The 15,600-nt window shown below is 65.4% G+C and carries 19 protein-coding genes and 1 riboswitch; of the genes, 12 read left to right on the top strand and 7 right to left on the bottom strand.

What is annotated here, in order from left to right; translation table 11 throughout:
• The first annotated feature begins 244 nt into the window (after positions 1-244).
• Positions 245-437, top strand: a riboswitch (FMN riboswitch).
• Positions 438-556: 119 nt separating this feature from the next.
• From MST27_RS19005 to MST27_RS18960, 10 genes are all read left to right on the top strand, one after another.
• Complete coding sequence (locus tag MST27_RS19005; RefSeq protein WP_243607501.1) at positions 557-1,219, top strand: riboflavin synthase; 663 nt, start codon at positions 557-559, stop codon at positions 1,217-1,219.
• 11 nt (positions 1,220-1,230) lie between these two features.
• The gene (gene ribBA, locus MST27_RS19000) at positions 1,231-2,310 is read left to right on the top strand and encodes a bifunctional 3,4-dihydroxy-2-butanone-4-phosphate synthase/GTP cyclohydrolase II (protein ID WP_243607500.1); all 1,080 of its coding nucleotides are present in this window, start codon (positions 1,231-1,233) and stop codon (positions 2,308-2,310) included.
• A 64-nt stretch (positions 2,311-2,374) separates the two neighbouring features.
• The gene (ribH, locus tag MST27_RS18995) at positions 2,375-2,851 is read left to right on the top strand and encodes a 6,7-dimethyl-8-ribityllumazine synthase (RefSeq protein WP_019340068.1); all 477 of its coding nucleotides are present in this window, start codon (positions 2,375-2,377) and stop codon (positions 2,849-2,851) included.
• Positions 2,848-3,330 (top strand): transcription antitermination factor NusB, encoded by a 483-nt coding sequence (gene nusB / locus MST27_RS18990; RefSeq protein WP_243607499.1) that lies wholly within the window; start codon positions 2,848-2,850, stop codon positions 3,328-3,330. Before ribH ends, nusB begins: the two co-directional genes overlap by 4 nt.
• Positions 3,331-3,344: 14 nt before the next feature.
• Positions 3,345-4,313 carry a thiamine-phosphate kinase gene (gene thiL / locus MST27_RS18985; RefSeq protein WP_243607498.1) on the top strand — a complete coding sequence of 323 codons (969 nt, stop codon included), beginning with the start codon at positions 3,345-3,347 and terminating at the stop codon, positions 4,311-4,313.
• Between the two features lie 71 nt (positions 4,314-4,384).
• Positions 4,385-4,852 carry a phosphatidylglycerophosphatase A family protein gene (locus tag MST27_RS18980; RefSeq protein WP_420864256.1) on the top strand — a complete coding sequence of 156 codons (468 nt, stop codon included), beginning with the start codon at positions 4,385-4,387 and terminating at the stop codon, positions 4,850-4,852.
• Positions 4,853-4,933: 81 nt separating this feature from the next.
• A complete protein-coding gene (locus tag MST27_RS18975; protein WP_243607496.1) occupies positions 4,934-5,584 on the top strand; it encodes a retropepsin-like aspartic protease family protein in 651 nt (216 codons plus the stop codon).
• Positions 5,585-5,736: 152 nt separating this feature from the next.
• Complete coding sequence (gene ribA, locus MST27_RS18970; protein ID WP_243607495.1) at positions 5,737-6,354, top strand: GTP cyclohydrolase II; 618 nt, start codon at positions 5,737-5,739, stop codon at positions 6,352-6,354.
• The gene (locus tag MST27_RS18965) at positions 6,351-6,758 is read left to right on the top strand and encodes a hypothetical protein (protein WP_243607494.1); all 408 of its coding nucleotides are present in this window, start codon (positions 6,351-6,353) and stop codon (positions 6,756-6,758) included. The genes ribA and MST27_RS18965 overlap by 4 nt, the downstream gene beginning before the upstream one ends.
• A gap of 44 nt (positions 6,759-6,802) precedes the next feature.
• Entirely contained in the window at positions 6,803-7,555 is a 753-nt protein-coding gene (locus MST27_RS18960) for a cobalamin-binding protein (RefSeq protein WP_243607523.1), read from the top strand.
• On the opposite strand, the gene dxs is transcribed toward MST27_RS18960, so the two are convergent.
• The 5 genes from dxs to cadR all read right to left on the bottom strand — a co-directional run bounded on the left by dxs (position 7,552) and on the right by cadR (position 12,078).
• A complete protein-coding gene (gene dxs, locus MST27_RS18955) occupies positions 7,552-9,459 on the bottom strand; it encodes a 1-deoxy-D-xylulose-5-phosphate synthase (RefSeq protein ID WP_243607493.1) in 1,908 nt (635 codons plus the stop codon). The genes MST27_RS18960 and dxs overlap by 4 nt on opposite strands.
• A 94-nt stretch (positions 9,460-9,553) precedes the next feature.
• A complete protein-coding gene (locus MST27_RS18950) occupies positions 9,554-10,441 on the bottom strand; it encodes a polyprenyl synthetase family protein (protein ID WP_243607492.1) in 888 nt (295 codons plus the stop codon).
• Positions 10,438-10,680 carry an exodeoxyribonuclease VII small subunit gene (locus MST27_RS18945; RefSeq protein ID WP_243607491.1) on the bottom strand — a complete coding sequence of 81 codons (243 nt, stop codon included), beginning with the start codon at positions 10,678-10,680 and terminating at the stop codon, positions 10,438-10,440. The genes MST27_RS18950 and MST27_RS18945 overlap by 4 nt, the downstream gene beginning before the upstream one ends.
• A 93-nt stretch (positions 10,681-10,773) precedes the next feature.
• Positions 10,774-11,559, bottom strand: a complete 786-nt coding sequence (locus tag MST27_RS18940) for a sulfite exporter TauE/SafE family protein (RefSeq protein WP_243607490.1) — start codon at positions 11,557-11,559, stop codon at positions 10,774-10,776.
• A 114-nt stretch (positions 11,560-11,673) separates the two neighbouring features.
• Entirely contained in the window at positions 11,674-12,078 is a 405-nt protein-coding gene (gene cadR, locus MST27_RS18935; protein WP_243607489.1) for a Cd(II)/Pb(II)-responsive transcriptional regulator, read from the bottom strand.
• An 81-nt stretch (positions 12,079-12,159) separates the two neighbouring features.
• On the opposite strand from cadR, the gene MST27_RS18930 reads away from it, so the two are divergent.
• On the top strand, positions 12,160-12,774 hold the full coding sequence (locus tag MST27_RS18930) for a cation efflux transmembrane domain-containing protein (protein WP_243607488.1): 615 nt from the start codon (positions 12,160-12,162) through the stop codon (positions 12,772-12,774).
• Here the strand turns inward: MST27_RS18930 and MST27_RS18925 are convergent.
• Positions 12,771-13,781, bottom strand: coding sequence for an SDR family oxidoreductase (locus MST27_RS18925; RefSeq protein ID WP_243607487.1), 1,011 nt, complete (start codon positions 13,779-13,781; stop codon positions 12,771-12,773). The genes MST27_RS18930 and MST27_RS18925 overlap by 4 nt on opposite strands.
• A 104-nt stretch (positions 13,782-13,885) precedes the next feature.
• The gene (gene rloA3 / locus MST27_RS18920) at positions 13,886-14,410 is read right to left on the bottom strand and encodes a retropepsin-like aspartic peptidase RloA3 (protein ID WP_243607486.1); all 525 of its coding nucleotides are present in this window, start codon (positions 14,408-14,410) and stop codon (positions 13,886-13,888) included.
• 299 nt (positions 14,411-14,709) lie between these two features.
• Here rloA3 and MST27_RS18915 point away from each other — a divergent pair, with 299 nt between their 5' ends.
• On the top strand, positions 14,710-15,597 hold the full coding sequence (locus MST27_RS18915) for a manganese catalase family protein (RefSeq protein WP_243607485.1): 888 nt from the start codon (positions 14,710-14,712) through the stop codon (positions 15,595-15,597).
• Positions 15,598-15,600 lie beyond the last annotated feature (3 nt).

Genomic DNA, 15,600 nt, shown 5'->3' with positions numbered 1-15,600 from the left:
CTTTTATCGTGCTGTCGCGCAGATACGTTACGTGCGGCTCCTGCGCGTATGCGGTACGAAGTCGTGCGGGAATGACGTTCCATCCTGATCGTCTTGCAGGCACCTATAACCGGTGCGATGCGTATGGACCAACAGGCGAAGCGGTAGTTTCCGGCGCGTAAAGAAATGTTTCGCACGCCACTGACGGCGCCCCGGCGGCTGCAGCCCCCGCGGAACTGTGGTAAAAACTGCGCCGGGCTTCGGCCCACGTTCTCAGGGCGGGGTGAAATTCCCCACCGGCGGTAATGAAGCAAGCTGAAAGCGCAGCGAGCATGCTCGGCATGCCGGCGTAGGCCGTTTTCAGATGCAACGAGCCCGCGAGCGCTTGCTCAGGCAAGGTCAGCAGACCCGGTGTGATTCCGGGGCCGACGGTATAGTCCGGATGAGAGAGAGCGGGATGCCTCGGCGTGCGCCGTTCGTGCGCGTGCCCACTCCCTATCGATCTGCAGCGCCCTGTTTTTCTCAAAACAGGAGTTCGTTACATGCTTTTTTGCACCAGCCTTCCGCGGGAGGCCGCATGTTCACAGGAATAATCGAAGCCATCGGCACCATCGGTGCGATGACGCCCAAGGGCGGTGACGTCCGTGTGCTGGTCCAGACCGGCAAGCTGGACCTGGCCGACGTCAAGCTTGGCGACAGCATCGCGGTCAACGGCGTCTGCCTGACGGCCGTCGAACTGCCGGGCAACGGTTTCTGGGCCGATGTCAGCCGCGAGACCCTGGCGCGTACCGCCTTCGTCGACCTCAAGCCCGGCAGCCGGGTCAACCTGGAGAAGGCGCTGATGCCCACCAGCCGGCTCGGTGGCCACCTGGTCAGCGGGCACGTCGATGGCGTCGGCGAAGTGGTGTCGCGCGAGGAAAACGCACGGGCCGTGCAGTTCCGCATCCGTGCGCCGCGCGAGCTTGCCCGGTACATCGCGCTCAAGGGGTCGATCACCGTCGATGGCACCAGCCTGACCGTCAATGCCGTCAACGGCGCGGAGTTCGACCTCACCGTAGTGCCGCACACCCTGGCCGAAACTATCATGGTGGACTACCGCCCTGGGCGACAGGTGAACCTTGAGGTGGACCTGCTGGCGCGTTACCTGGAGCGCTTGCTGCTCGGCGAGAAAGCCGCCGAGCCGAATGCCTCGGGCCTCACGGAAAGCTTTCTTGCCGAACACGGCTACCTGAAGAATTGAGGAGACGCCCCATGGCGCTCAACACCGCTGAAGAACTGATCGAAGACATCCGCGCCGGCAAGATGGTCATCCTCATGGATGACGAGGACCGCGAGAACGAAGGTGACATCATCGTCGCCTCCGAATGCGTGACCGCCGAGCACATCAACTTCATGGCCCGCTTCGCCCGTGGTCTGATCTGCATGCCGATGACCCGCGAGCGCTGCGAAACCCTGCAGTTGCCGCTGATGGCGCCGCGCAATGGGTCCGGCTTCGGCACCAAGTTCACCGTCTCCATCGAGGCGGCGGTCGGCGTGACCACCGGCATCTCCGCCGCCGACCGCGCGCGTACCGTGCAGGCCGCGGTGGCGAAGAATGCGGTGGCCGAGGACATCGTCAGCCCCGGTCACATCTTCCCGCTCATGGCGCAACCGGGCGGCGTTCTCGCACGCGCGGGCCACACCGAAGCGGCCTGCGACCTGGCGCGGATGGCCGGCTTCGAGCCCTCCGGGGTGATCTGCGAAATCATGAACGATGACGGCACCATGGCGCGCCGCCCGGAGCTCGAGCTGTTCGCCGAGCAGCACGCACTGAAGATCGGCACCATCGCGGACCTGATCCACTATCGGATGATTCATGAGCGCACCGTCGAGCGGGTCTCGGAGCAACCTCTGGAGACCGAGCTGGGCCAGTTCACCCTGGTCACCTACCGGGACAGCGTGGAAGACACCGTGCACATGGCGTTGACCCGCGGTGAGATCTCGCCGGAAATGCCAACGCTGGTCCGCGTGCACAACATGGAGCCGCTGCGCGACTTGCTGCTGGTCACCGTGCCGGGGCGCTGGAGTCTGCGTGCAGCGATGGGCGAGGTGGCCAAGGCCGGCAGCGGCGTGGTGCTGCTGCTTGGCAATCCGCTGACCGGTCCGCAGCTGCTGGCGCAGCTCAACCGCCAGCAGTCGCCGACCCCCGCGACCTACAGCACCGTCGGGGCCGGGTCGCAGATCCTGCGTGACCTCGGCGTACGCAAGATGCGCCTGATGAGCTCGCCGATGAAGTTCAACGCGATATCCGGCTTTGATCTGGAAGTTGTAGAATACCTGCCCGCCGAATAGACGATGTCAGGGCGCCGCGATGCAACGCGGCGCCTTCGTTCTTTAAAGAGATGAGAAACCACCTATGACACTGAAGACCATCGAAGGTACCTTCATCGCCCCGCAGGGGAAATTCGCCCTGGTCGTTGGCCGCTTCAACAGCTTCGTTGTCGAGAGCCTGGTCAGCGGCGCCGTCGATGCGCTGGTCCGCCATGGCATCGCTGAAGACGCCATCACCATCATCCGCGCGCCGGGTGCCTTCGAAATCCCGCTGGTCGCCCAGAAGGTCGCACAACAGGGTGAGTACGACGCCATCATCGCGCTTGGCGCCGTTATCCGTGGCGGCACCCCCCACTTCGAATACGTCGCTGGCGAATGCACCAAGGGCCTGTCGCAGGTCTCCATGGAGTTCGGCGTACCGGTGGCTTTCGGCGTGCTGACCGTCGATTCCATCGAACAGGCCATCGAGCGCTCCGGTACCAAGGCCGGCAACAAGGGCGCCGAAGCCGCGCTTTCTGCTCTGGAAATGGTGAGTCTGCTGGCGCAGCTGGAGGCCAAGTGAGCCTGAACCACGACGACAGTCAGGGTGCCCCGCAAAAGGCCAAGGGCAAGATCGCCACGCGTCGTGTCGCGCGCAGCCTGGCCATGCAGGCCCTGTATCAATGGCACATGGCTGGCCAGAGCCTCAACGAAATCGAGGCGCAGTTCCGCGTCGACAATGATTTCTCGGGCGTCGACGGCACCTACTTCCATGAGCTGCTGACCGGCGTGGCGCGGGCCAAGACGGAAGTCGACGACGCCATCACGCCGCATCTCGATCGGCCATTGGATGAGCTCGATCCGGTCGAGCTGGCGATCCTGCGCCTGTCGACCTTCGAACTGATGCACCGGATCGACGTGCCGTATCGTGTCGTGATCAATGAAGGCATCGAGCTGGCGAAGGTGTTCGGCGCGACCGACGGGCACAAGTTCGTCAATGGCGTGCTGGACAAGCTGGCGCCGAGCCTGAGAAGTGCGGAGGTCGGCGCTAACAAGCGCTGAGCGAGCCCCGTCTGATGGGTGAATTCGAGCTGATCCGTCGTTACTTCGCCGCCGCCGCCTGTGCCCGGATGAGCGGCGAGGCCGATGGGGTCGCCCTGGGTATCGGCGATGATTGCGCCCTGCTTGGGGTGGCGCCGGGCGAGCAGCTTGCCGTCTCCACCGATACGCTGGTGGCCGGGGTGCATTTCCCAGAACAGGGCGACCCTGGCCTGCTCGGCCAGCGTGCGCTGGCCGTGTCGACCAGCGACCTGGCCGGCATGGGTGCGGCACCTGTGGGGTTCACCCTGGCCCTGACGATTCCCTCCGTGGACCCCGATTGGCTGGCAGCTTTCGCGCACGGTCTGGATGCGATGGCGGCCAGCTGCGGGATGCGCCTGCTGGGCGGCGATACCACGCGCGGCCCATTGAGCATGACGCTGACGGTGTTCGGTCGTCTCCCTTCCGGGCAGGCATTGTTGCGCAGTGGTGCCCGGCCCGGTGACCTGCTTTGCGTCGGTGGTGCGCTGGGTGACGCGGCCGGTGCCTTGCCGATCGTGCTGGGTGAGCGCGACGGGCATACGCCCGAGGCGGCTGAGCTGCTCAGCCGCTACTGGTCGCCGCAACCACAGCTTGGTTTGGGCCAAGCGCTGCGCGGCAGGGCCACCGCGGCGTTGGACATCTCGGATGGCCTGTTGGCTGACTGCGCGCACATCGCTGCGGCATCGTCCGTTTCGCTAATCATCGAGCAATCCCGAGTCCCCTTGTCCAGTGCCCTGCTGGCGGTCGCCGGTGCGGAGGGCGGCCTGCAATGCGCCCTTGCCGGAGGCGATGACTACGTCCTGGCGTTCACGCTGCCGGCGGATGCGGCACCTGGCTTGCGCGAAGAGGGCTGGCCGATCCATGTCATCGGCCACGTTGCCCGAGGCGAGGGCGTGCATCTGCTCGACACCGCTGGCCGCGCCGTTGCCCCGCATCGTCGCGGCTACAACCATTTCCAAGGCTAGCGGCCGCGCGCCTGGCCAGTAGAAGAAGGACGAACGGTTTGACCGATCCCTCGCAGCCTACCGCCGAAAACATGCCGGCCTCGGTATGGAACAATCCGTGGCACAACCTGGCGTTCGGCTTCGGTTCCGGCACGTTGCCGAAGGCACCGGGCACTTGGGGTTCGCTGGTCGCGTTGGCCTTCGTGCCGCTGTGGCAGGCGATGCCAGGCTGGGGGCACGGACTGGTCGCGCTTGCCAGCATGCTCTTCGGCATCTGGCTCTGCGGCAAGGTCGCCCAGGATCTCGGCGTTCATGATCACGAAGGCATCGTCTGGGATGAATTCGCCGGTATCTGGATCACCTTCTGGCTGGTGCCGGCAGGTTGGCACTGGCTGCTGCTGGGCTTCGTCGTGTTCAGGGTCCTGGACATCTTCAAACCCTGGCCGATCAGCTGGGTCGACCGGCAGGTTCACGGTGGGCTGGGCATCATGCTCGACGACATCCTCGCCGGCGTTGTTGCCTGCGGCCTGATGCATCTGGCCGTGTTGCTGGTCGGCTGACAGGTCGGCCTGTGCGTCGGGTCGCTGCACCGCGGCGGAGCCCATGGAAGAATGCCGGTCTGCCTGCCGAGGAACTCATCGATGCGCCTAACCGTTCTCTTGTCCGCCGTGATGCTGTTTTCGCTCCCCATCGCCGCCACCCTGGCCGCGCCGCGGGTGCAGGTTGTGGGATTGTTCCCGGGGGCGGCGGTGATCAATGTCGAGGGCCAGCGCAAGCTGGTTCGCGTGGGGCAGGCCGGACCTGGGGGTGTGGTGGTCGTCAGCGCCGATACCACGGGTGCCGTACTCCGGGTCGAGGGCGTGGAGCGTCGCTATGCCCTCACGCGCGAACTGAGCGCAGGCTTCGCCGAACCGAGCCGCCAGCAGTTGAGCGTGGCCAAGGGGCAGGGTGGCCACTACTGGGTGGCCGGCTCGATCAACAGCCAGTCGGTGCAGTTCCTCGTGGACACAGGCGCCACGTCGGTGGCCATCAACGAGAACCAGGCGCGACGACTCGGCATTGATTACCGGGTCAACGGACGGCAGATCGTGGTCGGCACGGCAAGCGGCAATGCAAAGGCCTGGCGCGTCAACCTCAACAGCGTCAAGGTGGGCGGGATCGACGTGCTCGGTGTGGAAGCCGTTGTGGTCGAGGGTGGCTTCCCGGCCGACGTGCTGCTCGGCATGAGCTTCCTCAACCGGATCAGCTGGCGCGAGGAGCAGGGTGTGCTCAAGCTCGAGTCGAAGATCTGATTCTTTGCTAGTCCAATAACAAGCCGGATGCCGGCGCCTTGCATGGATGAGTGCGGGCAGCCGCGGCGTCGGCTTCTGGCTGGTTTGCTTCCAGCTTCCGGCTTCCAGTTGCTGTTACAATATCCGCTTTTCCGTCTTCTGGAGTCTCTCCGGTGCCTGTCGTGTTCGTCGCCGCTTCCAAACTGCCGACGCCGTTCGGTGTGTTTACCATGCATGGTTTTCTCGACCAGGATACTGGCAAGGAGCATGTCGTTCTGACGATGGGCGACGTGGCCGATGGCAAACCCGTGCTGGGTCGGCTGCATTCGGAGTGCCTGACCGGTGATGCGTTGTTCAGCCTGCGTTGCGATTGCGGTTTTCAGCTGGAAGCGGCCCTGCGCGCGATCGCCGACGAAGGCCGTGGTGCCTTGCTCTATTTGCGTCAGGAAGGCCGCGGCATCGGCTTGCTGAACAAGATTCGCGCCTATGAGCTGCAGGACGGCGGTGCCGATACCGTCGAGGCCAACGAGCGCTTGGGTTTTGCGCCGGATATGCGGGATTACGGCATCTGCCTGCCCATGCTCGAACACCTGGGCATCGCCGAGATCAAGCTGATGACCAACAACCCGCGCAAGGTCAAGGCGTTGCAGGGCTTCGGCATCCGGGTCGCCGAGCGGCGGCCGTTGGAGATTGCCCACAACCCCTACAACCGCAAGTACCTGGCGACCAAGGCCGGCAAGCTCGGACATATGCTCGGCGAGATTCATCAGGGCGAAGCCGAGCAGTCGTGACCCGCGAGGCGATGCGCCGGCAACTGGCGCGTGACGGCTGGCGGCAGGCGCTGCTGATGATCGTGCCGGCGCTGGTCGTTGGTCGGCTTGGCACGTTCGATGAGCGCTTCGGCCTGTTGATCTTCGTTGCCGGCCTCCTTTCGCTCTTTCCCAGCCTGGCGGGTTTTCGCGCCTACAAACATGGGCTGATCCATCTGGAAAAGGTCATGGGCAGTGACGCCGAGCCCGAAGGCTGGAAGTCACTTCGACGGCTCCGCCTGCGCGCGCTCATGCTGGCCTCGTTGCCGGCCTGGATCGCCGCGCTTGGCAGCCTGTTCGGCCTCGATGAAGTTCCGCGCACCTTGCTGGTGGCGGGCAGTCTGGCTTTGCTGGTGCTCTACCGTGTGCCGAGGCAGTTGGCTTGATCCGCTTCTGGCTCGGCCTGCTGCTGTGTCTCGGCGTGCCGGCGATGGCGGCCGAACGTGTCGTCAGCCTGGCACCGTCGCTCAGCGAAATCATGCTGGAACTCGACGCGGCGGACCTGCTGGTCGGCGTGCTGGACGGCGGCCAGCGGCCCGAGGCGTTGGCGCAGGTACCTTCGGTCGGTCGGATTGGCCAGTTGGAAATGGAGAAGCTGCTGTCATTGCGGCCGACGCTGGTCCTGCTCTGGCCCGACAGCATCAGCCGGGCACAACGCGAACAGCTGGAGCAATTCCGAATACCCGTACTGGTTGCCGACCCGGCTTCGCTGGCCGAGCTGGCCCGGCAGTTCGCGCGGATCGGTCAGCGCATTGGGCGAGCTGACAACGGGCGCGAACTGGAGCAGCGATTCAACGAGGGGTTGGCGGACCTGCGCGAGCGCTACGGGCGAGCGCGGCCGGTGTCGGTGTTCTATCAGGTCTGGAATCGCCCCCTGTACACGCTCGGCGGTACGCAGATCGTCAGCGATGCCATTGGCGTTTGCGGGGGGCGGAATCTGTTCGCCGACCTGAGCCTGCCCGCTCCGCAGGTCAGCGTGGAGTCGGTGCTGTCGCGCAACCCGGAGGTGATTCTTGCCGGCAGCGGTGCGCAGCTGGCCGAATGGCGAGCCTGGCCGCAGCTTGAAGCCGTGCGCAAAGAGCAGCTCTGGGAAGTGCCCGACAAGGGGCTGGAGCGACCGAGCTTCCAGATGCTGGGGGCGATCGGGAAGCTCTGCGAGGTGATGGCGGGAGCCGAGCCTTAGGCGGTCCTGACAGGCTCCAGCAAGGCCAGCCGTGCGCGAACGGCCGTTTCGATGCCGGCGGCGTCCAGGCCGCATTCGCGTAGCATTTCGCTGGGCTTGGCGTGCTCGACGTAATAGTCGGGCAGGCCCAGGTGCAGGATCGGGGTGAGCCGGTTGCTGCCAGCGAGGTACTCGCCGACCGCGCTGCCAGCACCGCCCATGATGCTGTTTTCCTCGATCGTGACCAGTAGTCGGTGGCTGCCGGCGAGCTCGGCTACGAGCGTTTCGTCCAGCGGTTTGACGAAACGCATGTCGACCACGGTGGCACCCAGCGATTCGCCGACCTTCATGGCCTCGGCCAGCTGAACGCCAAAGACCAGGAGGGCGACGTCCTCACCCTGGCGGCGCACCACGCCCTTGCCGATCTCCAGCGGTTCGAGGCCGGGCTCGATGGTCGCGTTCGGGCCGTTGCCGCGTGGGTAGCGCACTGCAGCAGGCCCCTGGAAGTGGTAACCGGTGGTCAGCATGCGGCGCATTTCGTTCTCATCACTCGGCGTCATGACCAGCATGCCGGGGATGCAGCGCAGGTAGGACAGGTCGAAACTGCCGGCGTGTGTCGGCCCGTCCTCGCCGACCAGCCCGGCGCGGTCGATGGCGAAGAGCACATCGAGATTCTGCACCGCGACGTCATGGATCAACTGATCGTAGGCGCGCTGGAGGAAGGTCGAATAGATCGCCACGACCGGCTTGGCGCCCTCGCAGGCCATGCCGGCGGCGAGCGTCACGGCGTGCTGTTCGGCGATCGCTACATCGAAGTAGCGATCGGGATAGCGCTCGCTGAATGCGATCAGGTCGGAGCCTTCCTTCATCGCCGGCGTGATGCCGGTGAGGCGGGGGTCGGCGGCCGCCATGTCACACAGCCATTGGCCAAAGACATTCGAGTATTTGGGGCCGCTGGGTTTCTTCGGCGCGGCGGGACTGCCGACCGGCTCCAGTTTGCTGATGGCGTGCCAGGTAATGGGGTCGACTTCGGCGGGGGCGAAGCCCTTGCCCTTTTTCGTTACCACGTGCAGGAACTGTGGGCCGGACAGGTCGCGCATGTTGCGCAGCGTCGCGATCAGTGTCGGCAGGTCATGACCGTCGATGGGGCCGATGTAGTTCCAGCCGAGCTCTTCGAACAGGGTGCCGGGTACCAGCATGCCCTTGGCGTACTCTTCGGTGCGGCGCGCGATCTCCCAGGCACCCGGCAGTCGCGAAAGCACCTTTTTGCTGCCTTCGCGCATGCTCGAATAGGTGCGACTGGAGAGAATCTTCGCCAGATAGTTGGACAACCCGCCCACGTTGCGTGAGATCGACATGTCGTTGTCGTTCAGCACCACGAGCATGTCCGCGCCGACCTCCGGGGCGTGGTTCAGCGCTTCGAAGGCCATGCCGGCAGTAAGCGCACCGTCACCGATCACCGCGATCGACTTGCGCTTCTTGCCCTGCAGGCGGGCGGCGATCGCCATGCCCAGTGCGGCGCTGATGGAGGTGCTGGAATGGCCGACGCCGAAGGTGTCGTATTCGCTCTCGCTGCGGCGTGGAAACGCGGCCAGGCCGTCCTTCTGGCGCAGACTTTCCATGCGCTCGCGACGACCGGTCAGGATCTTGTGCGGGTACGCCTGGTGGCCGACGTCCCAGACCAGGCGGTCCTTCGGCGTGTCGTAGACGTAGTGCAGCGCGATGGTCAGTTCGATCACGCCGAGCCCGGCCCCGAAGTGACCGCCGGTGCGCCCGACGCTGTAAAGCAGGTCCTGGCGCAGCTCATCGGCGAGTGCTTCAAGTTCCGCTTCGCCCAGTCGGCGCAACCGCTCTGGCGTGGCTGCGCGGTCTAGAACGGGTGTCGCAGGGCGCACCCGAGGAATCTCATGGAACGTCTTGGGCATCAGGCGAATCGTTTTATTTGAAAAAAGAGCCGCAGTTTAACTGATGGTTACAGCGAGAAGAACGACCCCGGTGCCAACGGTAGCGGCTGCGTGTTCAACTGCGTCGCTCGACGACGAAGCGCGCCAGTTCGCGCAGCGGTTCGGCGCTGGCCGGAAACGGCTCGATGGCCGCCAGTGCCAGGTCGCGAAGCTCGAGGGCGTAGCGCTTGGCCTCGTCCAGGCCGAGCAGGGCTGGATAGGTCGGTTTGTCGCGCGCGATATCCGCGCCCTGATGCTTGCCGAGCGTAGCGGTATCGCTTTCCACGTCGAGTATGTCGTCCTGCACCTGGAAGGCGAGGCCGACGGCCTGGGCGTACTGTTGCAGCGCGGCGAGCTTCTCCGTATCGGCACGTCCGCTGGCCAGGGCGCCAAGGCGCACGCTGGCCTCGATCAGCGCGCCGGTCTTGTGCCGGTGCATGAGCTCGAGTGCCGCGCGGTCGAGTTTCAGACCGACGGAGCCCAAATCGATGGCCTGCCCGCCGACCATGCCGGCGGGACCGGCGGCGCGGGCCAGGCTGATGAGCATCTGCAGGCGCAGGGCCGGATCCGCTGGGTTGTGCGTCTCTGCGGCGAGGGCTTCGAAGGCCAGGCTCTGCAGGCCGTCTCCGGCGAGGATGGCACAGGCTTCGTCGAAGGCCTTGTGCGTGGTGGGCTGGCCCCGGCGCAGGTCATCGTCGTCCATTGCCGGCAGGTCGTCGTGGACGAGGGAATAGGCATGGATCAGCTCCACCGCACAGGCGGCACCGTCGGCATCGGCGCGGTCGCCGTCCAGTGCTTCGCAAGCGGCATAGACCAGCAGTGGTCGCACGCGCTTGCCACCGTTCATGACGCTGTAGCGCATGGCCCGGTACAGGCGTTCGAGTTGTGGATGAGGTGGGGCGAAGAGCGTATCGAGGCAGCGGTCGACGCGTTGCTGGCAGCGTTTCTGGTAGTCCGCAATCATGCTTCGGGGTCCACCTCGAAGGGGACTTCCTGCAGCTTCCCGTCACGTTCCAGCAGCATCTGCACCTTCTGCTCGGCCTGGTTCAGCGCGGCCTGGCAATCGCGGGTCAGGCCGATGCCCTGTTCGAAGCAGGTCAGCGAGTCCTCCAGCGACAGCTCGCCACTTTCGAGGCGTTCGACCAGCTGCTGTAGCTCGGCGAGGGATTGTTCGAAATCGAGGGCGACTTTCTTGCGGGCCATGGCGAAGCGGGTCTCTGCGGCTGCTCTGGAACGGTCGCGACACTAGCAGAGCTGAGCCGCATAAGCCATAAGCCGAGCGGGTGGTCCTTTTGGCTAGGCGTTCGCCAGCAGCGGCCCGTATTGAGCATGGAAGTAGTACAGCGTCATGCCTGCACCCACCAGGATCACGAAGCGGCGCAGCCAGGGCGCCGGCAGCGTCTTGCTCAGCGCGCCGCCGGCATAGCCGCCCAGCGTGGTGCCGACCAGCAGGATCGCCAGCTCGTAACCGCTGACCCGGCCGGCGATGATGAAGGTGGCCGTGGCGACGCTGTAGATCACGGCGGAAATCAGGTTTTTCAGCGCATTGGCGCGGACCAGCTGATGGCCTTCGATGGAGAAGGCGGCCAACTGCAGGATGCCCATTCCGGCGCCGAAGTAACCGCCGTAGATCGACACCAGGCCGTGCGCGGCAAGCGAGGCAGGCGCGTGTGGTGGAATCGCGTTGTCTTCCTTGCGCCGTGCCGCCAGCCACCGGCTCAGCCAGGGGCTGGCGGCGAACAGCGCGGTGGCCAGCAGGAGCAGCCAGGGAATCAGCAGACTGAAGACGTCGTCGCCGCTGGCCAGCAGCAGGAGACCGCCCAGCAGGCCGCCGGCCAGACCCGCCACCAGCAAGGGGATCAGGTAACGCCCGAGCGGGCGCAGGGCTGATCGCGCGGCCCAGGCAGCTGCCAGGCTCGCGGGCCAGAGCGCGACGGCGTTGGTCGCGTTGGCCGTGACCGGCGCAAGGCCGGTGGCCAACAGGGCGGGGAAGGAGAAGAAGGTACCGCCGCCGGCGAGGGCATTCATGCCGCCGGCGGCGAATCCGGCCGCGATGAGCAACAGCAGGTCGAACAGGGGCATCAGGGTGCCTCGTGCAAAACGGAGGCGCAGAGTAGCCAAGCGGGACGCCATCGGCCAAGCAGGTGTGGCGCGCCGCGCCTGATATTGGCCGGAACGTCGCCTCTCGCGGTCCGGCTAGGCGCGCGGCTGGCGGCTGCCCAGCTCGTTGAGGATGCCGCAGCCCTCGACCGGATGCTCGCCGCTGCAGGCGCTGCGCAGCGTCTGCAGTTGCCGCTCGAGCGCGTGCAGGCTGTCCAGCCGCGCGCGGACCCGCTCGAGTTGCTCGTCGATCAGCAGGTTGATGTCGCCGCAGCTGGCATTGGGGTGGGTGGAGAATTCCAGCAGGCGGCGGACGTCGGCCAGCCCGATGTCCAGCGCGCGGCAGTGGCGAATGAACGTCAGCTGCGCCAGTTGTCGCTCGGAATAGGCGCGGTAGCCGTTAGCGCCACGCTCGGGCGCCGGCATCAGGCCGATCTTCTCGTAGTAGCGAATGGTCTCGACGTCCACGCCAGCCGCGGCGCTCAGCTCACCGATGCGCATGGTGCCTCCGGTCAGGGGGTATTGACCCTGTAGCGACTCCAGGGTGTGCAATCACGCCGACTATAGTCGAGGAGGCTTTCCATGTCGTCGAAATGCTGTGATTCAGGGTGCGCCACACCGGCGGTCGGGCCTGCCTTTCGCAAGGCGCTTTGGGTGGCGCTGGTCATCAATCTGGCGATGTTCGGTGTGGAGATCGTCAGCGGCCTGCGTTCGGGGTCGGTTTCCTTGCTCGCCGATGCCATTGACTTCGCCGGCGATGCAGCCAACTACGGCATCTCGCTGGTGGTCCTGTCGATGGGCCTGGTCTGGCGTGCGCGTGCCGCGCTGCTCAAGGGCGTGACCATGATGGCCTTCGGTCTGTTCGTGCTGGCACGTGCCGGCTGGTCGCTACACGCCGGCGTGCTCCCCGAGCCGCTGACCATGGGCGTCATTGGTGCGCTGGCGCTGCTGGCCAACGTGGCGGTCGCGTTGATGCTCTACGCCTTTCGCGAGGGCGATTCAAACATGCGCTCGGTCTGGCTGTGCAGCCGTAATGACGCGCTGGGCAACATCGCGGTGATGGCCGCTGCAGCCGGCGTGTTCGGGACCGGCTCTGCCTGGCCCGACCTTGGCGTCGCCCTGGTGATGGCTGGCCTGGCGCTGTCGGCAGGCTATTCGGTGATACGCCAGGCACGCCAGGAGTTGCGCACGGCCTAGCGCAGGTCGCGGCGGGCGATCGAGGCGACCAGCGCAACCGCCCCAACGGTTGCCGCGGCCAACCCGGCGACGGCGAGTTTGCCGACCGTCTCGCTGCTCAATGCCGTCGCATGGTCCTTGACGCGATCGTCGAAACGCCCGTCGACGCGATGCAGGCCCTCGACGGGCTCGAAGAGGTTGTCTGGCTGGTCGGGCCGCGACGGTTCATCCGTCAACTGCCCGTCCCAGGCCTGTCTCGCCATCATTCGGTCGAGCAGGCCGGGCATGAAGAAATTGCCGATGATGGCCTTGAACGATGCGCTGCCCAGCCACAGCTCGCGCGGTGCGTCCTGCGCGGCTCGCAAGATGGCCCGCGCAGCGACCTCGGGCGTATGGATCGGCGGAACGGGCTGCGGGCGATGGTCCATCTTGTTGCGCGACCAGTCGAACTGCGGCGTGTTGTGTGCCGGCAACTGGACCATGGTCACGCGCACCCGGCTGCGATCGTGGATGAGCTCGCAGCGCAGCGAATCGGTGAAGCCGCGGATGGCGAACTTTGCCGCGCAATAGGCCGATTGCAGCGGGATCGCCCGATACGAAAGGGCCGATCCGACCTGCACGATGGTCCCGTGGTTGCGCGGCCGCATATGCCGCAGCGCCGCCAGGGTGCCATGTACGAAGCCCAGATAGGTGACATCCGTCACCCGCTTGTACTCGGCCGCGCTGATCTGCTGCACCGGGCCGAACACGGTGGCCATCGCCGCGTTCACCCAGACGTCGATGGGGCCCAGCTCGGCCTCGACGCGATCGGCTGCGTGATCGATCGCCTCGGCATCGGCCACGTCCGCGGCAATCGGCAGAACGGTCGCGCCCAGGGCTCGCAGTGCGCCGGCGGTATCATCCAGCCCAGCTGCCCCGCGGGCGATCAGGGCGACGCGGTAGCCGGCTCGGGCGAAGGCATGGGCCGTCGCGCGACCCACGCCGGCAGTGGCTCCGCAGATGACGACGGTCGGTTGGTGATCGTGCATGAAAGGCTCCAGGCGAAACACATGGTGTTTTGTATCAGAGCCCCGTGACAGGCCTTCCGGTTCCCGGCCAGGCCCGCTTGGCGATGGATGACGGGCTCAGCGGTTCAGGCGTCGCACCTGGGTTCTTGCGTGAAGGTCCGGGCGGCATCCACCGGGCCGATCTCTTCGAGCAGACGGCGGCCGATGAGCACCGGGTAGTTCATCTTGTCGCGGTCGTTCAGCGAGAACTGCGCTTCGTGGACGCGGCGGCCCAGGCACACCTTCATCAGCACCACAGGGCGCTCCTCGGCGCCACCCGCACCACGCACCTTGGTGGTTCGGACAACCTTGCGCTCCAGACGGGTCTCGACCTGTTCATCGTTCTGGATGTCGTCCAGCTCGAGGGTGAAACGCACCCAGTCGTCACCGTCTTTTTCGAAGCGCTCGATGTTCTCGGCGTGCATCGATGACGTGAGCGCGCCGGTATCGAGCTTGAACTTGACGCGCGTCTTTTCCGGCAGAACCAGACCTTCCTCGACCCAGCCCAGTGTTTCCCTGGATTCGGCCAGCGCTGGCAGGACGGACAGTGACGTGACGACAAGCACCAGGCCGGTGAGGCCGGGCAGGCGGAGCAGGGATGTGCGAGACATGGCGTCACCTGAATGATGGGGTGACAAATAGATGCAGGCGCGCGGCAGACGTTCCACTCGCAGACGCTAGTAGCTGATCTGAACCCGCCGCCGCTCACCCGACACGGCGCATCGACAAAGCGCCGACGCATTCATCCCATTGCTATCGCCAATCCCGCAGATAGGAAAATTCAATCGGACGGGCGTCCCGAACGACGATCCACCTTACAGGGCGTGCAGTGCCAACCGGCAGGGCACGACCCGCATAACCGTTCAGGGAGGCATTCAATTAGGGAAGTCCACACGTTAAGAGGTGAACCATGTTCGTCCATAACAAACGGCTTCAATACACCGTGCGAGTGGCTGGACCCAATCCGGGCCTGGCGAACCTGATGCTGGAACAGTTCGGCGGCCCGCAAGGCGAGCTCGCCGCGGCGATGCGTTATTTCACCCAGGGCGTTGCCGAAGATGACCCAGGTCGCAAGGACCTGCTGATGGACATCGCTACCGAGGAGCTCAGTCACCTAGAGGTGATCGGCTCCATCGTCGGCATGCTCAACAAGGGCGCCAAGGGCCAGATGGCAGAAGGCGTGGAGGAAGAGGCCGAGCTGTATCGCTCGCTCACCGGCAACGGCAACGATTCGCACATCACCTCCCTACTATATGGCGGCGGGGCGCCCCTGGTCAATTCCGGCGGCATACCCTGGACCGCGGCCTATGTCGACACCATCGGCGAACCCACCGCCGACCTGCGTTCGAACATTGCCGCCGAGGCGCGGGCGAAAATCGTCTATGAACGGCTGATCAACGTGACCGACGACCCCGGCATCAAGGATGCGCTGAAATTCCTGATGACCCGGGAAATCGCTCACCAGAAATCCTTCGAGAAGGCGCTGCATTCCATCCAGCCCAACTTCCCGCAGGGCAAGCTGCCGGGCGAGCCGCAGTACGCCAACGTCTACTACAACATGTCCCAGGGCGAGGGCGACCTGCGGGGCCCCTGGAACCAGGGACCGGAATGGGAGTTCGTCGAAACGCCCCAGCCGGCCGTGGACGGCGGCGACGGCAAGCCCACTGTGAAGCTGGCCAAGGATCAGCAAAAGGTCGTGCAGCAGATGGCGGTGCGCACGCAGTCCGACGTCTCGGTCGATCCCGTGACCGGTGCCGACCTGGGCGCTGGCGAAGCGGTGAAGAAAGGCAAGGCCTGACCT

It is taken from the genome of Stutzerimonas marianensis, from assembly GCF_022810315.1.
Taxonomy (GTDB): Bacteria; Pseudomonadota; Gammaproteobacteria; order Pseudomonadales; family Pseudomonadaceae; genus Stutzerimonas; species Stutzerimonas marianensis.
This window is presented reverse-complemented; position numbering and strand designations above follow the sequence as displayed.